General features: G+C 71.4%; 11 protein-coding genes and 1 tRNA gene. 5 read left to right on the forward strand and 7 right to left on the reverse strand.

All coding sequences use genetic code 11. The features are described from left to right. Complete coding sequence (locus tag ACIP5O_RS02275) at positions 1-552, reverse strand: DUF5994 family protein (RefSeq protein WP_401287520.1); 552 nt, start codon at positions 550-552, stop codon at positions 1-3. A 358-nt stretch (positions 553-910) separates the two neighbouring features. Between ACIP5O_RS02275 and ACIP5O_RS02280 the strand changes: the two genes are divergently transcribed. Continuing rightward, complete coding sequence (locus ACIP5O_RS02280) at positions 911-1,702, forward strand: hemolysin III family protein (protein ID WP_401287522.1); 792 nt, start codon at positions 911-913, stop codon at positions 1,700-1,702. Between the two features lie 699 nt (positions 1,703-2,401). On the opposite strand, the gene ACIP5O_RS02285 is transcribed toward ACIP5O_RS02280, so the two are convergent. Together ACIP5O_RS02285 and ACIP5O_RS02290 are read right to left on the reverse strand one after the other, a co-directional pair. Continuing rightward, on the reverse strand, positions 2,402-3,730 hold the full coding sequence (locus ACIP5O_RS02285; protein WP_401287525.1) for an alpha/beta hydrolase: 1,329 nt from the start codon (positions 3,728-3,730) through the stop codon (positions 2,402-2,404). A 230-nt stretch (positions 3,731-3,960) separates the two neighbouring features. Then, positions 3,961-5,115: a serine aminopeptidase domain-containing protein gene (locus ACIP5O_RS02290; RefSeq protein WP_401287527.1), complete on the reverse strand. Its 1,155-nt coding sequence runs from the start codon at positions 5,113-5,115 to the stop codon at positions 3,961-3,963. Between the two features lie 133 nt (positions 5,116-5,248). Here ACIP5O_RS02290 and ACIP5O_RS02295 point away from each other — a divergent pair, with 133 nt between their 5' ends. Then, positions 5,249-6,052 (forward strand): response regulator transcription factor, encoded by an 804-nt coding sequence (locus tag ACIP5O_RS02295; protein WP_401287530.1) that lies wholly within the window; start codon positions 5,249-5,251, stop codon positions 6,050-6,052. Beyond that, positions 6,039-7,916, forward strand: a complete 1,878-nt coding sequence (locus ACIP5O_RS02300; RefSeq protein ID WP_401287533.1) for a sensor histidine kinase — start codon at positions 6,039-6,041, stop codon at positions 7,914-7,916. The genes ACIP5O_RS02295 and ACIP5O_RS02300 overlap by 14 nt, the downstream gene beginning before the upstream one ends. Positions 7,917-8,086: 170 nt before the next feature. On the opposite strand, the gene ACIP5O_RS02305 is transcribed toward ACIP5O_RS02300, so the two are convergent. Then, positions 8,087-8,157 (reverse strand) — tRNA-Gly (locus tag ACIP5O_RS02305). A 411-nt stretch (positions 8,158-8,568) separates the two neighbouring features. Between ACIP5O_RS02305 and dcd the strand changes: the two genes are divergently transcribed. Continuing rightward, complete coding sequence (gene dcd / locus ACIP5O_RS02310; protein WP_137988410.1) at positions 8,569-9,144, forward strand: dCTP deaminase; 576 nt, start codon at positions 8,569-8,571, stop codon at positions 9,142-9,144. Between the two features lie 13 nt (positions 9,145-9,157). After that, positions 9,158-9,655: a phosphoribosyltransferase gene (locus ACIP5O_RS02315; protein WP_121830310.1), complete on the forward strand. Its 498-nt coding sequence runs from the start codon at positions 9,158-9,160 to the stop codon at positions 9,653-9,655. 75 nt (positions 9,656-9,730) lie between these two features. Here ACIP5O_RS02315 and ACIP5O_RS02320 read toward each other — a convergent pair whose 3' ends face one another. The 3 genes from ACIP5O_RS02320 to ACIP5O_RS02330 form a co-directional block, all read right to left on the reverse strand. Continuing rightward, complete coding sequence (locus tag ACIP5O_RS02320) at positions 9,731-10,621, reverse strand: Yip1 family protein (RefSeq protein ID WP_356539357.1); 891 nt, start codon at positions 10,619-10,621, stop codon at positions 9,731-9,733. Positions 10,622-10,756: 135 nt separating this feature from the next. Then, positions 10,757-13,018: a (Fe-S)-binding protein gene (locus ACIP5O_RS02325; protein ID WP_401287537.1), complete on the reverse strand. Its 2,262-nt coding sequence runs from the start codon at positions 13,016-13,018 to the stop codon at positions 10,757-10,759. Between the two features lie 318 nt (positions 13,019-13,336). After that, positions 13,337-13,921: a sugar transferase gene (locus ACIP5O_RS02330; RefSeq protein ID WP_401287540.1), complete on the reverse strand. Its 585-nt coding sequence runs from the start codon at positions 13,919-13,921 to the stop codon at positions 13,337-13,339. Between the last annotated feature and the right edge of the window lie 216 nt (positions 13,922-14,137).

Genomic DNA, 14,137 nt, shown 5'->3' on the forward strand with positions numbered 1-14,137 from the left:
TCACCTCCGCACGTTCCCCGGCAGGGAGATCATCCGTGCCCCGACGACCGGGTGCCGGAGGACCGGCGGGGCGGCCCCGCCATCGGTCTCCCAGGAGTCCTCGCGGCTTCGGACGTCCCGTGCGCCGCGGTCGGCCGCGGCTTCGCCGGACAGCAGTGCGCCGGCGGTGAGGACGCCGCCGGGGACGGCGGCGGCGGCCATGAGCCGGGCCGCCGCGGCGGGTTCGGTCCCGGGCGGGATCACCAGCAGGTCGCAGCGGCCGACGGCGTAGGAGAGCAGGATCATCTTGTCGGGATCCTGTTCGGTGAACCAGCCCACGTGCACGGTGTGCCCGGTGGCGGGGACCTTGTGAGGGACGACGGGCCAGCGGGCGGGGTTCACCGTGACGCGCGTGATGCGCCCGAAGCGGCTCTCCAGCGCGTCGACCAGTGACGGAAGCCCGACCGCGAGATCGCGTGAGCGGGGCCACCAGGCGCCGTCCAACAAGCCGGCGGGGGTGGTCCCCGGCGTCAGGGTCAGACGTGCCGGGAGGGGCGGAGCGATGGTGGTCATGATCGCGGACCCGTTCCCGGGCCGCTCCGCGGAGCGGCCCAGTGTCTTGATCGCCGGAAACGACGTCCGCGTGGCGGCGGATGTACGAGTTACTTCCGGTAATCCCAGCCTACTGCGCCCCGCGGCCGGACGAGTGGTTCCCGGCGAAAGGGTTTCCGCCGGACGGTTCCCGGGCGTCCGCCCCGACCCGGCAGGCCGGCCCGACGCGCTTCGACGGCGGGGAGCCGCCCGCGGGGCCGGAGCTCGTCACGCGGAGTGCCACGGGGTGGGGTTCCGGGATCTCCTCCGGGCGGGTTCCTACGATGTGCACATGGTTGCCCGCGATCCCCGACGGACCGGTTCGGAACCGGAGGAGGCGGTGTCCCGAGACGACGCCGAAGCCGGCAGCGGCCCTTCCGCACCGGCGGTCGGGGGGTACGGGCCGGCCGGTCCCGCTCCCGGACCGCGTCACGACGGTGCCGCCGAGGACGCCCGTCCCGCCGCCGGTCCGGCCGAACTGGCCGCCGAGCTGGCGGAACAGGTGAAGCCGAGGCTGCGCGGCTGGCTCCACGCCGGCATGGTCCCCGTGTCGCTGGTGGCGGGCATCGTCCTCATCTGCCGTGCGGGAACGCCGCAGACCGTGCTGGTCTGCACCGTGTACTCCGCCACGGCCTGGCTGCTGTTCGGGACCAGTGCCGTCTACCACCTCGGCACCTGGGGGCCGCTCGGCGAGGCCGTTCTACGTCGCCTCGACCACGCCAACATCTTCCTGATCATCGCCGGCACGTGCACCCCGCTCGCCGTCCTCCTGCTCTCTCCCGGCCAGTGGTCCGTCCTGTTGTGGACCGTGTGGACGGGCGCGTCGGCCGGCATCGCCTTCCGTGTCCTGTGGGCCGGGGCTCCCCGTTGGCTCTACACCCCCTGCTACCTGGCCCTGGGTTGGGCACCCGTGGGGTACCTGCCCGACTTCCTGCGGGGCGGCGGGGCGGCCGTGGTCTCCCTGATCGTGACCGGCGGCCTCCTCTACAGCGCGGGCGCGGTCGTCTACGCCCTCCGGCGCCCCGACCCCTCGCCCCGCTGGTTCGGCTTCCACGAGGTCTTCCACGTGCTGACCGTGGCAGCCTTCGCCGCCCACTACGCGGCCGTCTTCCTCGCCGTCCACCGGTCATGACGCTCCGTCGGGAGCCTGATCTCGCCCGCGGGCCCCGGTGCCGAAGCGTCCCGTCGGCGTACGAGGGCGACGACCGGGCGCACGGACGGCCGCGCGGCCGGGGAAGACCCGTCAGCACGTCGGAGGGGCCCGCGCAGGGCGCGGATCAGCCCCTACGGCACTGGCGGTCGAGGGCGGACCTCGAGAGGGCGCGCGGGCTCAAGGCGTCCTGACCGGGGCCGGATCACGAGGGGTGGGGGAGCGGTGGCCCGCCTTGACGGGGCGACGCGGGCGGTCCGCGAGGAGTCCGCAGGACGGACGCCACGGAGAGCGCGTGGCGCACGCGTGGTGCGCGGCTCCTGGACGGACTCGGGCAGCGAAGAAGCCCCGGGCCACTGGTCCGGGGCTTCGCGCAAGAGCGGACGACGGGAATCGAACCCGCGCCATAAGCTTGGGAATCACCCGGCACTTGGCCCCTGAGAGCCCGGATGACCTGCGGGAACGTTCGCTTGAAGGTTCGTTCCGAGAGGACGGGCGAACCCCCCTGTTGACCGCTCTTCACCGCGTCTACCGGCACGCTGTGGCACGCCTGGCCTTCGAGGTGTCCGGGGCGGACGGTGGGTTCTCGGGAAGTACGGGTAGCTCGTTGACCGGTTCAAGACCGAGCACGGACCCGGCCACGCCCACGTCCTCGAGGAGACGAGCGGTTCACCCCCAGCCCTACCTCGCGCCGCGTCCGCCGGGCACGTACTCCACCTTCACCACGCCCGGCGCGTACGGGAGCTGCTTCCTGCCCGTCAGCAGGGTGTCGGCGGAAGTGTCGCCCATGAGGTGGCGGCGGAAGAAGGCCGTCGTGTAGGCGGTGGTGATCCGGCGCTGGGTGGCCTCGTCCACTCCGAGGTGTTCCTGTTCCCGGCCGTCCTGGGAGACGCAGTGGCCGGGGCGTCGGCCGGGGACGGCGTCGTTCTTGCCGCCGACCTGTCCGCTCGACGGGGACCACTGGGTGTTGAAGTAGTCGTGGTTGCCGCCGGTCAGGGTGATGCCGTACAGGGGGGCCTTGTTCTCGCCCTTGTTCCAGTCGACGTACTTACCGGTGTTGACCTGGTCGCAGGTGCCCCACAGCACGGCGAGCGGGACCTTGGTGACCGGCTCGACGTCCCAGGTCGCGGTGGGGGCGAGGCCGAGTGCGGCCTTCACCTCGACGCCTTCGGGCCAGGCACCGTGCCGGTCGTCGGCGGCGTGCTGCATCACTCCGCCGCCACCCATGGAGTGGCCGAGGGTGCCGACCCTGGCGAGGTCCACATGGCCCGCGAACCCGGCGCGGCTCCCCCGACCCGTCTTCGTGTCCTTCAGCTTGCCCTGCAACGGGCCCTTTCCTGCGGCCAGTTGGCGCCACAGTTCCAGATGCCTGTTGATCAGCGCGGCGCGGGCCTGGTACACCGAAGGGGCTTGGCCCGAGCTGGTCGCGTTGATGCCGTTGGTGCCCATGGAGACCACGATGAAGCCCTCCCGGGCGAGGGCTCTGGCCAGGTAGTCGTAGCCGGAGCTGCTGGGCAGGGGGGAGACCCCGTCCCGGCAGGGCCAGGACCACAAGGGGACGTTCGCCCGGTCGACGAGCGCGCTCCGACGGGCCACCTCGTCCTCGTCACCGGCCTTCTCGGCTTCGGCCAGCGCCTTCTGCGCGGCCTCCAGCTCGACCTGTGCCGCACGGTCCGCGCAGGTGTGCCACAGTCCGTGCTGCATCAGGATCAGAGGATGCCTGCCACGCGCCACGTCCCTGGGGTAGTGGACGACAGCGGTGAGTTCGGCCTTGCCCTCGTAGGGAGCGGGAGGCGTGAACGCCTGGTCGCCCAGGTCGTACCGAGCCTCGATTACTTCGTGGGTTTCCGGCCCGGTCTCCTGGCCGGGCCGCGGGCCGGGCGCGGCTTTGCCGGCCGAAGCCTGCACGGGCACGACCACCGCCGCCGCGATTGCCGCCACGGCCCCGGCCACGAGGGCTCTGCGGCCCGCTGTGCCGGAGAAGAGCCGCTTGCGGTGTTTCGTTGCCATGGGTGTTCTTCCTCTCGGATCGTTTCCGGTCTTCACGCGGAGGCGGCGTCCGGCCGCCCCGCCCCGGATTCGAGGTTCGTCATCGCGGTCACCGTGTGTAAGTGACCTGCTGGAAAGTCGAAGGGGAGGGACCGCCGCGGGCCGCCGCTCACCGGCGCGCGCATCCCTCGCTCACGGCGTGCCTCGACACGGAGGCCGGCCCGTCCGTACTGCCTGCCCGTCGCGGACGTTCAGCGGCGACGCCTGGCGCCTCGTCCTCGCCGCACGGCCACGCCGGCGCCCGCGACCGCCGCCACGAGGAGGGCACACGCCACCCCGATGACGAGGAACGGTGAGCGGCCGGGCTCCACACCGTCGTGAGCCGCTGCCCAGGGGGTCCGCGACCCGGTCCCGGGGCGCGTGGTCGGTGACCCGGCCGGTTCGGACGGGGTGACGGCGCCGGTGCGGTCGGACGGGAGCGTGCGGCCCGTGGGATCGGCCGGGGGCACGGAGCCACCGTGGTCCGCCGGGGATGTGGAGCCGCCGTGGTCCACCGGCGGCGTGGAAGCGCCGGCCTCGCGGAAGGCGTCGTCGACGAAGGCCAGGACCTGGTCGTGAAGACGTGCCCCGGCCTCGCCGTCCTCCATCATGTCGACTCCGTGCACGTGACTGTCGAGGATGTGGAGCCGCTTGTCCTCGGCGCCGGAAGCCCGGTGGAGGGCCCGCACCTCGTCGACGAAGGTCATGTCGCCCGTGGCCGCGGCGAAGAACGACGGCACTGTCACCCTCGCGAGACCCGGGAGCGGCTTCATCAACGGGAGCTCGCGCGGCGAGGACAGGATGAGCAGGCCGACGAGGCCGGGGATCTCGGGAGCGACGGTCGCGGTCGCCGTGCCGCCCATGGAGGCCCCGCCCGCGAGGATGTGCCGTGCTCCCCGGTCCCTGAGCTGCCGGACGGCGGCCCGGACGTCCCGGTCGAAGTGGAGGTTCGCGGCCCGGCCGCCCCGCTCGGAAGCCCCGTCGTGCACGTCGCGCTGGTCGTAGACGAGGACCTGGTGGCCGGTGGCGGCGAGCTCCTCGGCGAACGCCAGCCAACTGCAGATGTTCCAGCCGTTCTCGTGGGAGAGGACCACGCCCCGCGGCCCGCTGCCCAGGACGAGACCGGACAGCCGGACGCCGTCCGAGGCCGTGAAGGTGATCGCCTTGCCGTGCAGCCGCTTCGGTACGCAGGCGTTGACGGGCACCTCGTCCCGTCGAGGAGCCTGGGGAGCCTGGGGAGCGGACTGTGCCGCCGCGGTGGCCGCGGTGCCGGGTCCTGCGAGCGGACAGCCCAGGACGAGCAGCAGGGTCAGTACGAGGGTGCCGACCGCGCGGCGGGGCCGTCGGCCGGGAGGAGCGGGGGTCATGGCTCCTTCGTAGTCGAGCCGTGTCAGGAAGCTGTCAGGTTCTCGTCGGCTTCCCGTCGTGCCGGACCGGACGGCGTGCATACCGGGACAATCGGTGCAGATCATCGGATCGTCGTGACTTACGATCGTCGCCATGTGCGCACACATCCTGGTCGCCGAGGACGACCCCAAGCAGGCCGAACTGGTGGCCCGCTATCTGGAGCGCCAGGGGCACACGGTCCGGACCGTCCACGACGGCCGCGCCGCACTCGACCAAGTACGCCGGCGGGAGCCGGACCTCGCCGTCCTCGACTGGATGATGCCCCGGGTGGACGGGCTCGACGTGCTGCGCGTCCTGCGGGCCGAGGGCCGGGACGTGCCGGTCCTGCTGCTGACCGCCCGGGTCTCCGAGGACGACCTGCTGCTCGGCCTCGATCTGGGTGCGGACGACTACGTCACCAAGCCCTACAGCCCCCGTGAACTCGTCGCCCGCGTCCGCACGCTGCTGCGCCGGGCGGCTCGGAGCGAGTCGCAGCCCTCGTCCGACGACGGGGACCTTCGCGTGGGCACCCTCCGGGTCAGTCCCGAGCGGCACGAGGTGACGGTGGACGGCCGCGCCGTCGAGTGCACGCCGGGGGAGTTCCGCCTGCTCGTCGCGATGGCCGCACGCCCGGGGCAGGTCTTCACCCGGGACCGGCTCCTCGACGAGCTGCACGGTTTCAGTCACTACACGACTCCCCGCACGGTCGACATGCACATCATGAACCTGCGCAGGAAGACCGAGGACGATCCCCGCGATCCGCGTCGGCTGGTCACCGTCTTCGGCGTCGGCTACAAACTGGTCCCGGCCGACGCGGACGAGCGGGCCGGCAGGTCCTGCCCGGCTCGGCCGACCGGGGAGCGGAGCGAGGGGAACGACGGGGCAGCCGTCCACGGAGCCACGCGTGCCGGGTCCTGAGCCGTCCGGCAGGCTCCCGCTCCACAAGCGACTGCTGTTCCGCCTGTTCCTGGTCTCCGTCGTGGTCGGCGCGTGCGGCGTCGCTGCCACGGCCTGGCTCGCCGCGCGGACCGCGACCGGCGCGATCGAGCGCGAACAGGGGCAGATCGTCGCCGACGACGCCCGGATCCAGGACCGGCTCCTGGCCTACGCGGCCACCCACGGCACCTGGAGCGGCGTCCAGCCGGAAGTGCGTCGCCTGTCCGGGGAGACGGGCCGGCGCATCGTGCTGACCTCGCTGGACCACAAGTCCCTCGCCGACTCCGCGTCGCGCACTCCGCCTCCGCCCGCACCCTCGGTGACCCTGCTGGACCCGCTCTCCGCCGCCCCCGCCGGCGACCGGATCGATCCCCGTGCGGTGGGGCCGTACCGGCTCACGGGGACCGAACGCGCCCTCCTCCACGACCACGCCGCACGAGAAGCGGCATGCCTCGCGAAGAACGGGATCAAGGCCGTCATCGACACCGCTCCCAGCGGTCGCCCCAGCGTCCGCCACCTCGGCCGCTCCGGCCCGCCCGTTGCCGCGCCCCTGTGCAAGCGAGTCCTGGAGCGGACGATCACCGACACCGAGCGCAGGGCCCTGGACCGGCTCGACACCCTCGTGGCCGAGTGCCTGAACGGAACGGGCATCACCGGCATCCGGGTCGGCGTCGACTTCTCCTGGTCCAGGACGACGGGCGGTCCGACCGCGGCGAACAACGACGACGAGATCACGTCCTGCGTCGCGCAGAGCCGCCGCGAACAGCTCAAGAGCCACGTCGCCCCGCCGGCCAGGCTGGCCCTGGGGCCGACCGGTGCGACCGGCCGCACCGCCTTCGGCGTCTCGCCCCGGAGCACGACCGAGATCATCGGCCTCGCGGCCCTGGTGTTCGCCCTCTCCGTGAGCGCCGCCGTCCTCGTCGCGGCTCGGGTCGTCCGGCCGCTGCGCGACCTGACCCACGCGGCCCGGCGGATGAAGGACGCCGGCGACAGCACGCCCGTTCCCGTCCGGAGCGGGGACGAGATCGGCCGGCTCGCCTCCGCGTTCAACGAACTCTCCGAACACCGCGCGCGACTGGAGAGCCAACGCAAGGACATGGTCAGCGACATCGCCCATGAGCTGCGCACCCCGCTCAGCAACATCCGCGGCTGGCTGGAGGCGGCCCAGGACGGTATGGCCACGGTGGACGCCGAGTACATCGCCTCCCTCCACGACGAAGCCGTCCTGCTCCAGCACGTCATCGACGACCTCCGCGACCTCGCCGCCCTCGACGACGGCCGACTGGTCCTGCACCCCGAGCCGACCCCGGTACGTCTCCTCCTCACCCAGGTCGCGGCAGGCCACCAGGCCCGCGCGGAAGCCGGGCTGATCGCCCTCGTCGTCGACGCGGACGACGATCTGTGGCTCGACGCGGACCCCGTACGGCTGCGCCAGGCGGTCGGCAACCTGGTGTCCAACGCGATCCGGCACACCCCGGCGGGCGGCACGGTCACCCTGGGCGGACATCCCACCGACAGCGAGGCGGAAGCCGGCGGCGCGTGCGGGGGCGTCCGCATCGAGGTCCGCGACACCGGCCCCGGCATCGCCGAGGAGGACCTCCCCCACGTCTTCGACCGCTTCTGGCGCGCGGACAAGTCCCGTTCCCGGCAGCACGGCGGCAGTGGGCTCGGCCTCTCCATCGTGCGCAACCTCACCGAGGCGCACGGGGGCACGGCGAGCGTGAGCAGCGAACCGGGGCAGGGCTCCGTGTTCGCCCTACGGCTGCCGGGGAGACACGACGACTTCCAGCACCACGGGACGCACCTCACCGGGCGTGACGGCACATCCGGCTCCTCCACGCCCTGAGCACAGGAGCGGCGAAGACCGCCTCAAGCACCGCACCGGGACGCCGTGGACGGACGAGCGACAACCGCGCCCGCGGCCCCGCCGACGAACGGGAACCGCTCCCGGCGCCGGGTCGGCGCCCTTGCGCGACGACGAAGGCCCAGGTCTCTGACCTGGGCCTTCGTTCGAAGAGCGGATGACGGGAATCGAACCCGCGCTATAAGCTTGGGAAGCTCATGTTCTACCATTAAACTACATCCGCGCAGCGGGCCGGATGACCGGTGCCGCATCGTTGCACACTGTACCCCATGCGCCAGTTGAGACGAAGCCGCCGCCCTCCTCGGGCGTGTGCGGAGTGCCGTCCCGGGGAGGGGCCCGCGGTCGCCTAAGGTGGCTGCTCGTCCACCGCATGTGTAGGGGAAGGGACTTGATGGGTTCCATGGAGCGCACCGTCGTCCGTTGTGCCGAGGGGCACGTGTTCAGTACCGCCTCGTTCCCGCTTCAGCAGCTCGGGGCCGGGCGGATCGGGCCCGGGCGGCTCATCCGGTGTCCGCGGTGTGCGCGGCTGCGGCACGCGGTGCCGGTGGAGCTCGAACGGCGCTGAGCCGGGAGCGCCGGGGCGCGGGGCCCTGCCGATTGGGGCAGGTCCGCGCCCCCTGCGTATCGTGGGGGCGTGCTTCTCTCAGACAAGGACATCCGGGCCGAGATCGATGCCGGGCGGGTGCGCATCGACCCGTACGACGAATCCATGGTGCAGCCCTCGAGCATCGACGTGAGGCTTGACCGCTTCTTCCGGGTGTTCGAGAACCACCGCTACCCGCACATCGACCCCGCCGTCGAGCAGCTCGACCTGACGCGCGAGGTCGAGCCGGAGGGCGACGAGGCGTTCATCCTCCACCCGGGTGAGTTCGTGCTCGCCTCCACCTACGAGGTCATCACCCTCCCGGACGACATCGCGTCCCGCCTCGAGGGGAAGAGTTCTCTCGGGCGGCTCGGGCTCGTGACCCACTCGACCGCCGGGTTCATCGACCCCGGGTTCTCCGGACACGTGACCCTGGAGCTGTCGAACCTCGCCACCCTGCCGATCAAGCTCTGGCCGGGGATGAAGATCGGCCAGCTCTGCATGTTCCGGCTGAGCTCGCCCGCCGAGCACCCGTACGGGAGCGAGCGGTACGGCTCGCGGTACCAGGGGCAGCGGGGGCCGACGGCCTCCCGCTCGTACATGAACTTCCATCGGACCCAGGTGTGAGGCGGTCGCAGTCATGAGTGAAGTACGCGAGAACCTGACGTACGAGGGGTTCGGGCAGGCCGTCCGCGAGCTGGCGCAGACCATCGCCGACGACGGCTACGAGCCCGACGTCGTGCTCTCCATCGCCCGCGGCGGCGTCTTCGTCGCCGGCGGCCTGGCCTACGCCCTGGACTGCAAGAACATCCACCTCGTGAACGTGGAGTTCTACACCGGCGTCGGCACCACCCTGGAGATGCCGGTCATGCTGGCGCCCGTTCCCAACGCGATCGACTTCAGCGACAAGAAGGTGCTCATCGCCGACGACGTCGCGGACACCGGCAAGACCCTGAAGCTCGTCCACGACTTCTGCGTCGACCACGTCGCCGAGGTCCGCTCGGCCGTCATCTACGAGAAGTCCCACTCCCTCGTGAAGTGCGAGTACGTGTGGAAGAAGACCGACGAGTGGATCAACTTCCCCTGGAGCGTCGAGCCGCCCGTCGTGCGTCGTGAGGGGCAGGTCCTCGACGCCTGAGGCGCCCCTCCCCGGACGTGAGGAAGGCCCCCGCCGACACCCGGCGGGGGCCTTCCTGTCCGTACGTACGCGTTCCTACAGCGTGCCCAGCTTGATCAGGCTCAGCAGCGCCACCAGCTGGATCGCCGACGCGCCCAGGGCCTTCGGCCACGGGAGGTCGTGGGAGCGGCTGACCATGACGGTGAAGAGGGCGCCCGCCGCCAGCCAGGTCAGCCAGCCGATGACCTGGACCAGGCCGTTCTCGCCGCCCAGGAAGAGGGCGAAGACCAGGCGGGGCGCGTCCGTGATCGACATGATCAGCATCGACAGGCCGACGGTCGGCTGCCAGGACCCGTCGCCGCCGAGCTGGCGGGCCAGGGTGTGGGTGACCGCGCCCAGGATCAGCCCGCCGACGACGAAGCCGAGGGCGGTCATCAGGACGTACGGGACCGCCGTCGACAGGGTCGCGTCGATCGCCTCTTCGCGGGCCGTGTCGAAGCCGAAGATCGCGAGCAGGCCGTAGAGGAAGGTGACGATCAGCGCCGGGCCCCAGACGGCGTGGTCCCGCGTCCGCAGGAACGTGTCCGCGGGGCGCAGCACGATGCCGCTCAGGAGCGCCTTCCAGGGGAGCCGGGGACCCGTCGGGACGGGGGCCGCGCCGGCGTGGTGGTCCGTGGCCGGGCCGTACGGGTCGTCCACGCTGAACACCTGCGTGTGGCCCGGGTTGTTCGCCGTGACCGCGTGCGGGTGCTGCTGCCCGTACGGGTCGCCGAAGTACTCCGGCTCGCCGTAGGGCTGCTGTCCGTGTCCCTGCTGCCCGTGTCCGTGCTGCCCCTGCTGCCCGTACGGCGGCTGCCCCTGGCCCTGCTGGGGCCACTGCTGCCGTGCTCCTGGCGGCGGGGCCGCGTCATACCCGTACGGCGCCTGCTGCGGTCGTCCTTGCGGGGGGCGGTTGTCCCGGCCGCGTCCGTTCCTGAATCCAGCCACGTCAATGAACGTACCCGCTTCCGCCGGTCGGGCGCTCCTTTGCGGCTGACCTGTGACATCCCCTAGGGGACGGTATGTACGGGAACGGCCGCCCCGCGCCAAGGCGGGACGGCCGTTCTCCTGAGCGGGTGGTGCCTACGCGGCGGGCTCCGGCTCCGGCTCGGTCTCCTCCGCCGGCTCCGGGTCGACCGGGGTCTTCACCGAGTCCAGGAGGAGCTGGGCCACGTCCACGACCGTGACGGACTCCTTGGCCTTGCCGTCGTTCTTCTTGCCGTTGACCGAGTCGGTCAGCATGACGAGGCAGAACGGGCAGGCGGTGGAGACGATGTCCGGGTTGAGGGACAGGGCCTCCTCGACGCGCTCGTTGTTGATGCGCTTGCCGATGCGCTCCTCCATCCACATCCGGGCACCGCCGGCGCCGCAGCAGAAGCCGCGCTCCTTGTGGCGGTGCATCTCCTGCTGGCGCAGGCCGGGGACGGCGGACATGATCTCGCGCGGCGGCGTGTAGACCTTGTTGTGACGGCCCAGGTAGCACGGGTCGTGGTAGGTGATGAGGCCCTCGACCGGGGTCACCGGGATCAGCTTGCCCTCGTCGATGAGGTGCTGGAGCAGCTGGGTGTGGTGGATGACCTCGTACTCGCCGCCGAGCTGCGGGTACTCGTTGGCGATGGTGTTGAAGCAGTGCGGGCAGGTCGAGACGATCTTCTTCGCCGACTTCGGCTTCTTCGTCGACTCGTCCTCGTCGTCCTCGCCGAACGCCATGTTCAGCATCGCGACGTTCTCCTGGCCCAGCTGCTGGAACAGCGGCTCGTTGCCCAGGCGGCGGGGGGAGTCGCCGGTGCACTTCTCCTCGCCGCCCATGATCGCGAACTTGACGCCCGCGATGTGGAGGAGTTCGGCGAAGGCCTTCGTCGTCTTCTTGGCGCGGTCTTCCAGCGCGCCCGCGCAGCCGACCCAGTACAGGTAGTCGACCTCGGTGAGGTCCTCGACGTCCTTGCCGACGATCGGGACCTCGAAGTCGACCTCCTTGGTCCACTCGACGCGCTGCTTCTTCGCCAGGCCCCAGGGGTTGCCCTTCTTCTCCAGGTTCTTGAGCATCGTGCCCGCCTCGGACGGGAACGCGGACTCGATCATCACCTGGTAGCGGCGCATGTCGACGATGTGGTCGATGTGCTCGATGTCAACCGGGCACTGCTCGACGCAGGCGCCGCAGGTGGTGCAGGACCACAGGACGTCGGGGTCGATGACGCCGTTCTCCTCGACCGTCCCGATCAGCGGGCGCTCGGCCTCGGCCAGGGCCGACGCCGGGACGTCCTTCAGCTGCTCCTCGGTCGCCTTCTCGTCGCCCTCCATGGTCTTGCCGCCGCCCGCGAGCAGGTACGGCGCCTTGGCGTGCGCGTGGTCGCGCAGCGACATGATCAGGAGCTTGGGGGAGAGGGGCTTGCCGGTGTTCCAGGCGGGGCACTGCGACTGGCAGCGGCCGCACTCGGTGCAGGTGGAGAAGTCCAGGAGGCCCTTCCAGGAGAACTGCTCGACCTGGGAGACGCCGAAGACGGCGTCCTCGGCCGGGTCCTCCCAGTCGATCTCCTTGCCGCCGGTGGTCATCGGCTGGAGCGCGCCGAGCGCGGTGGAGCCGTCGGCCTTGCGCTTGAACCAGATGTTCGGGAAGGCCAGGAAGCGGTGCCAGGCCACGCCCATGTTGGTGTTCAGCGAGACGACGATCATCCAGATGAACGACGTGCTGATCTTCACCATGGCGGTGAAGTAGATGAGGTTCTGGAGCGCCCCGACGCTCAGGCCCTTGAAGGCCAGGACGAGCGGGTACGAGGCGAAGTACGCGGCCTCGTAGTGCTCGACGTGGTGGATCGCGCCCTCCAGGCCGCGCAGCACGTAGATCGCCAGGCCGATGGTGAGGATGACGTACTCGACGAAGTACGCCTGGCCCGCCTTGGAGCCGGCGAAGCGCGACTTGCGGCCCGCCCGGCCCGGGAGGCTGAGGAGGCGGATCACGATCAGGGCCGCGATGCCGAGGATCGTCATCACGCCGATGAACTCGATGTACAGCTCGAACGGCAGGAAGCCGCCGATCACCGGCAGCGTCCAGTCGGCCTGGAAGAGCTGGCCGAAGGCCTGCGCCAGGGTCGGCGGCAGGGTCAGGAAGCCGACCGCGACGAACCAGTGGGCGAAGCCGACGACGCCCCAGCGGTTCATGCGCGTGTGGCCGAGGAACTCCCTGACCAGGGTCACGCTGCGCTGGTACGGGTTGTCGGTCCGGGTCCCGGCCGGGACGGGCTGGCCGAGCTTGAAGTACCGGACGAACTGGCCGATGGCACGAGCCAGCAGGGCAACGCCGACCACGGTCAGCGTCAGCGACACAATGATCGCGGCGAGTTGCATGACGGGCTCCTCGAGCGGGCCCGCTCAGTGCCTGAGCTGAGCCTACTAAGCGGTAACTTATTTAGTCCGTGCTGAGATTACCCGTTCGGGGCCCGCTGATGCAGGGGGCCTCGCGGTGATCTGTGTCGCTCAGGCAACCCTTGCCGGAGGCCTGGCGGCCCTTGCGGGGGCCAGGGCGACTCCTGCCGGAGCCTGGACGACTCCTGCCGGAGCCCGGACGACTCCTGCCGGAGCCCGGGTGACTCCTGCCGGAAGCCGGACGGCTCCTGCGGGAAGCGCGATGACTCCTGCCGGAAGTCGGGTGACTCCCGCCGGAACTCAAGCGATCCTCGCCGGACGAACCGCCGCGCGACCTGCCGCGCGGCGTCTGCGCACTGCTGGAAGCGTACGCGCCAGGACGAGCAGGTCCGTCCCCAGCCAGTGGTGGTCCACATAGTGGAGGTCGAGCAGCTCCCGCTCCTCCCACGGCAGGTCCGAACGCCCGCTGATCTGCCACGGCCCGGTGAGCCCCGGCCGTACGGAGAGCCGGCGGCGGCCCTCGCCCGCGCACTCCCGGTGGCCCGGGGTCAGCGGACACGGCCCGACCAGGGACATCCGGCCCGCCACGACGTGCAGCAGCAGGGGCAGCGCGGCCAGCGGGCTCCGGGTGCGGAAGGTCAGCATCGTGAAGGGCCGGCCCGCCAGACCCGCCACCGTCCGGCGGCGCAGCACCCCGCGACCGGGGGCCGCCGAGCCGAGCACGACCGAGAGGGCGACGGCGGCGAACAGAGGGGACAGGACGGTGACGAGGGCGAGCCCGCCCACGACGTCGAAGGCGCGCTTGGCCGCCGCGCCCCTGCCGGCCGTCGTGCTCCTGCGGACCGCCGTGCTCCCGCCGACCGCCGCACCTCCACCGACCGCCATTCCCTCACATCCTTCCGCGTGAGAATCATGGGATATTCGTGGAATATGCCCGCTTTGCCCGGGAAGGGGCACCCGGACTCTCTCACGGGTCGCCCTCCCGGAAGGGGGAATGACGCGCCTCTCCACCCCTCCGGAGCTGTTCCGTGAGCGGATGGGCGGGCGAAGAGTTGAGTCGGATCGACTCAGGTCTGTTGACTCCGCACCCGAGGTCGTGCA

Source organism: Streptomyces sp. NPDC088915 (assembly GCF_044749825.1).
Taxonomy (GTDB): domain Bacteria; phylum Actinomycetota; class Actinomycetes; order Streptomycetales; family Streptomycetaceae; genus Streptomyces.

What these genes read in the sequence shown, in the direction of transcription:
- ACIP5O_RS02290 (WP_401287527.1), bottom strand. Translation starts at nt 5,115, where the DNA reads ATGACCCCCGCTCCTCCCGGCCGACGGCCCCGCCGCGCGGTCGGCACC.
- ACIP5O_RS02285 (WP_401287525.1), bottom strand. Translation starts at nt 3,730, where the DNA reads ATGGCAACGAAACACCGCAAGCGGCTCTTCTCCGGCACAGCGGGCCGC.
- ACIP5O_RS02330 (WP_401287540.1), bottom strand. Translation starts at nt 13,921, where the DNA reads ATGGCGGTCGGTGGAGGTGCGGCGGTCGGCGGGAGCACGGCGGTCCGC.
- ACIP5O_RS02295 (WP_401287530.1), top strand. Translation starts at nt 5,249, where the DNA reads ATGTGCGCACACATCCTGGTCGCCGAGGACGACCCCAAGCAGGCCGAA.
- ACIP5O_RS02275 (WP_401287520.1), bottom strand. Translation starts at nt 552, where the DNA reads ATGACCACCATCGCTCCGCCCCTCCCGGCACGTCTGACCCTGACGCCG.
- ACIP5O_RS02315 (WP_121830310.1), top strand. Translation starts at nt 9,158, where the DNA reads ATGAGTGAAGTACGCGAGAACCTGACGTACGAGGGGTTCGGGCAGGCC.
- ACIP5O_RS02325 (WP_401287537.1), bottom strand. Translation starts at nt 13,018, where the DNA reads ATGCAACTCGCCGCGATCATTGTGTCGCTGACGCTGACCGTGGTCGGC.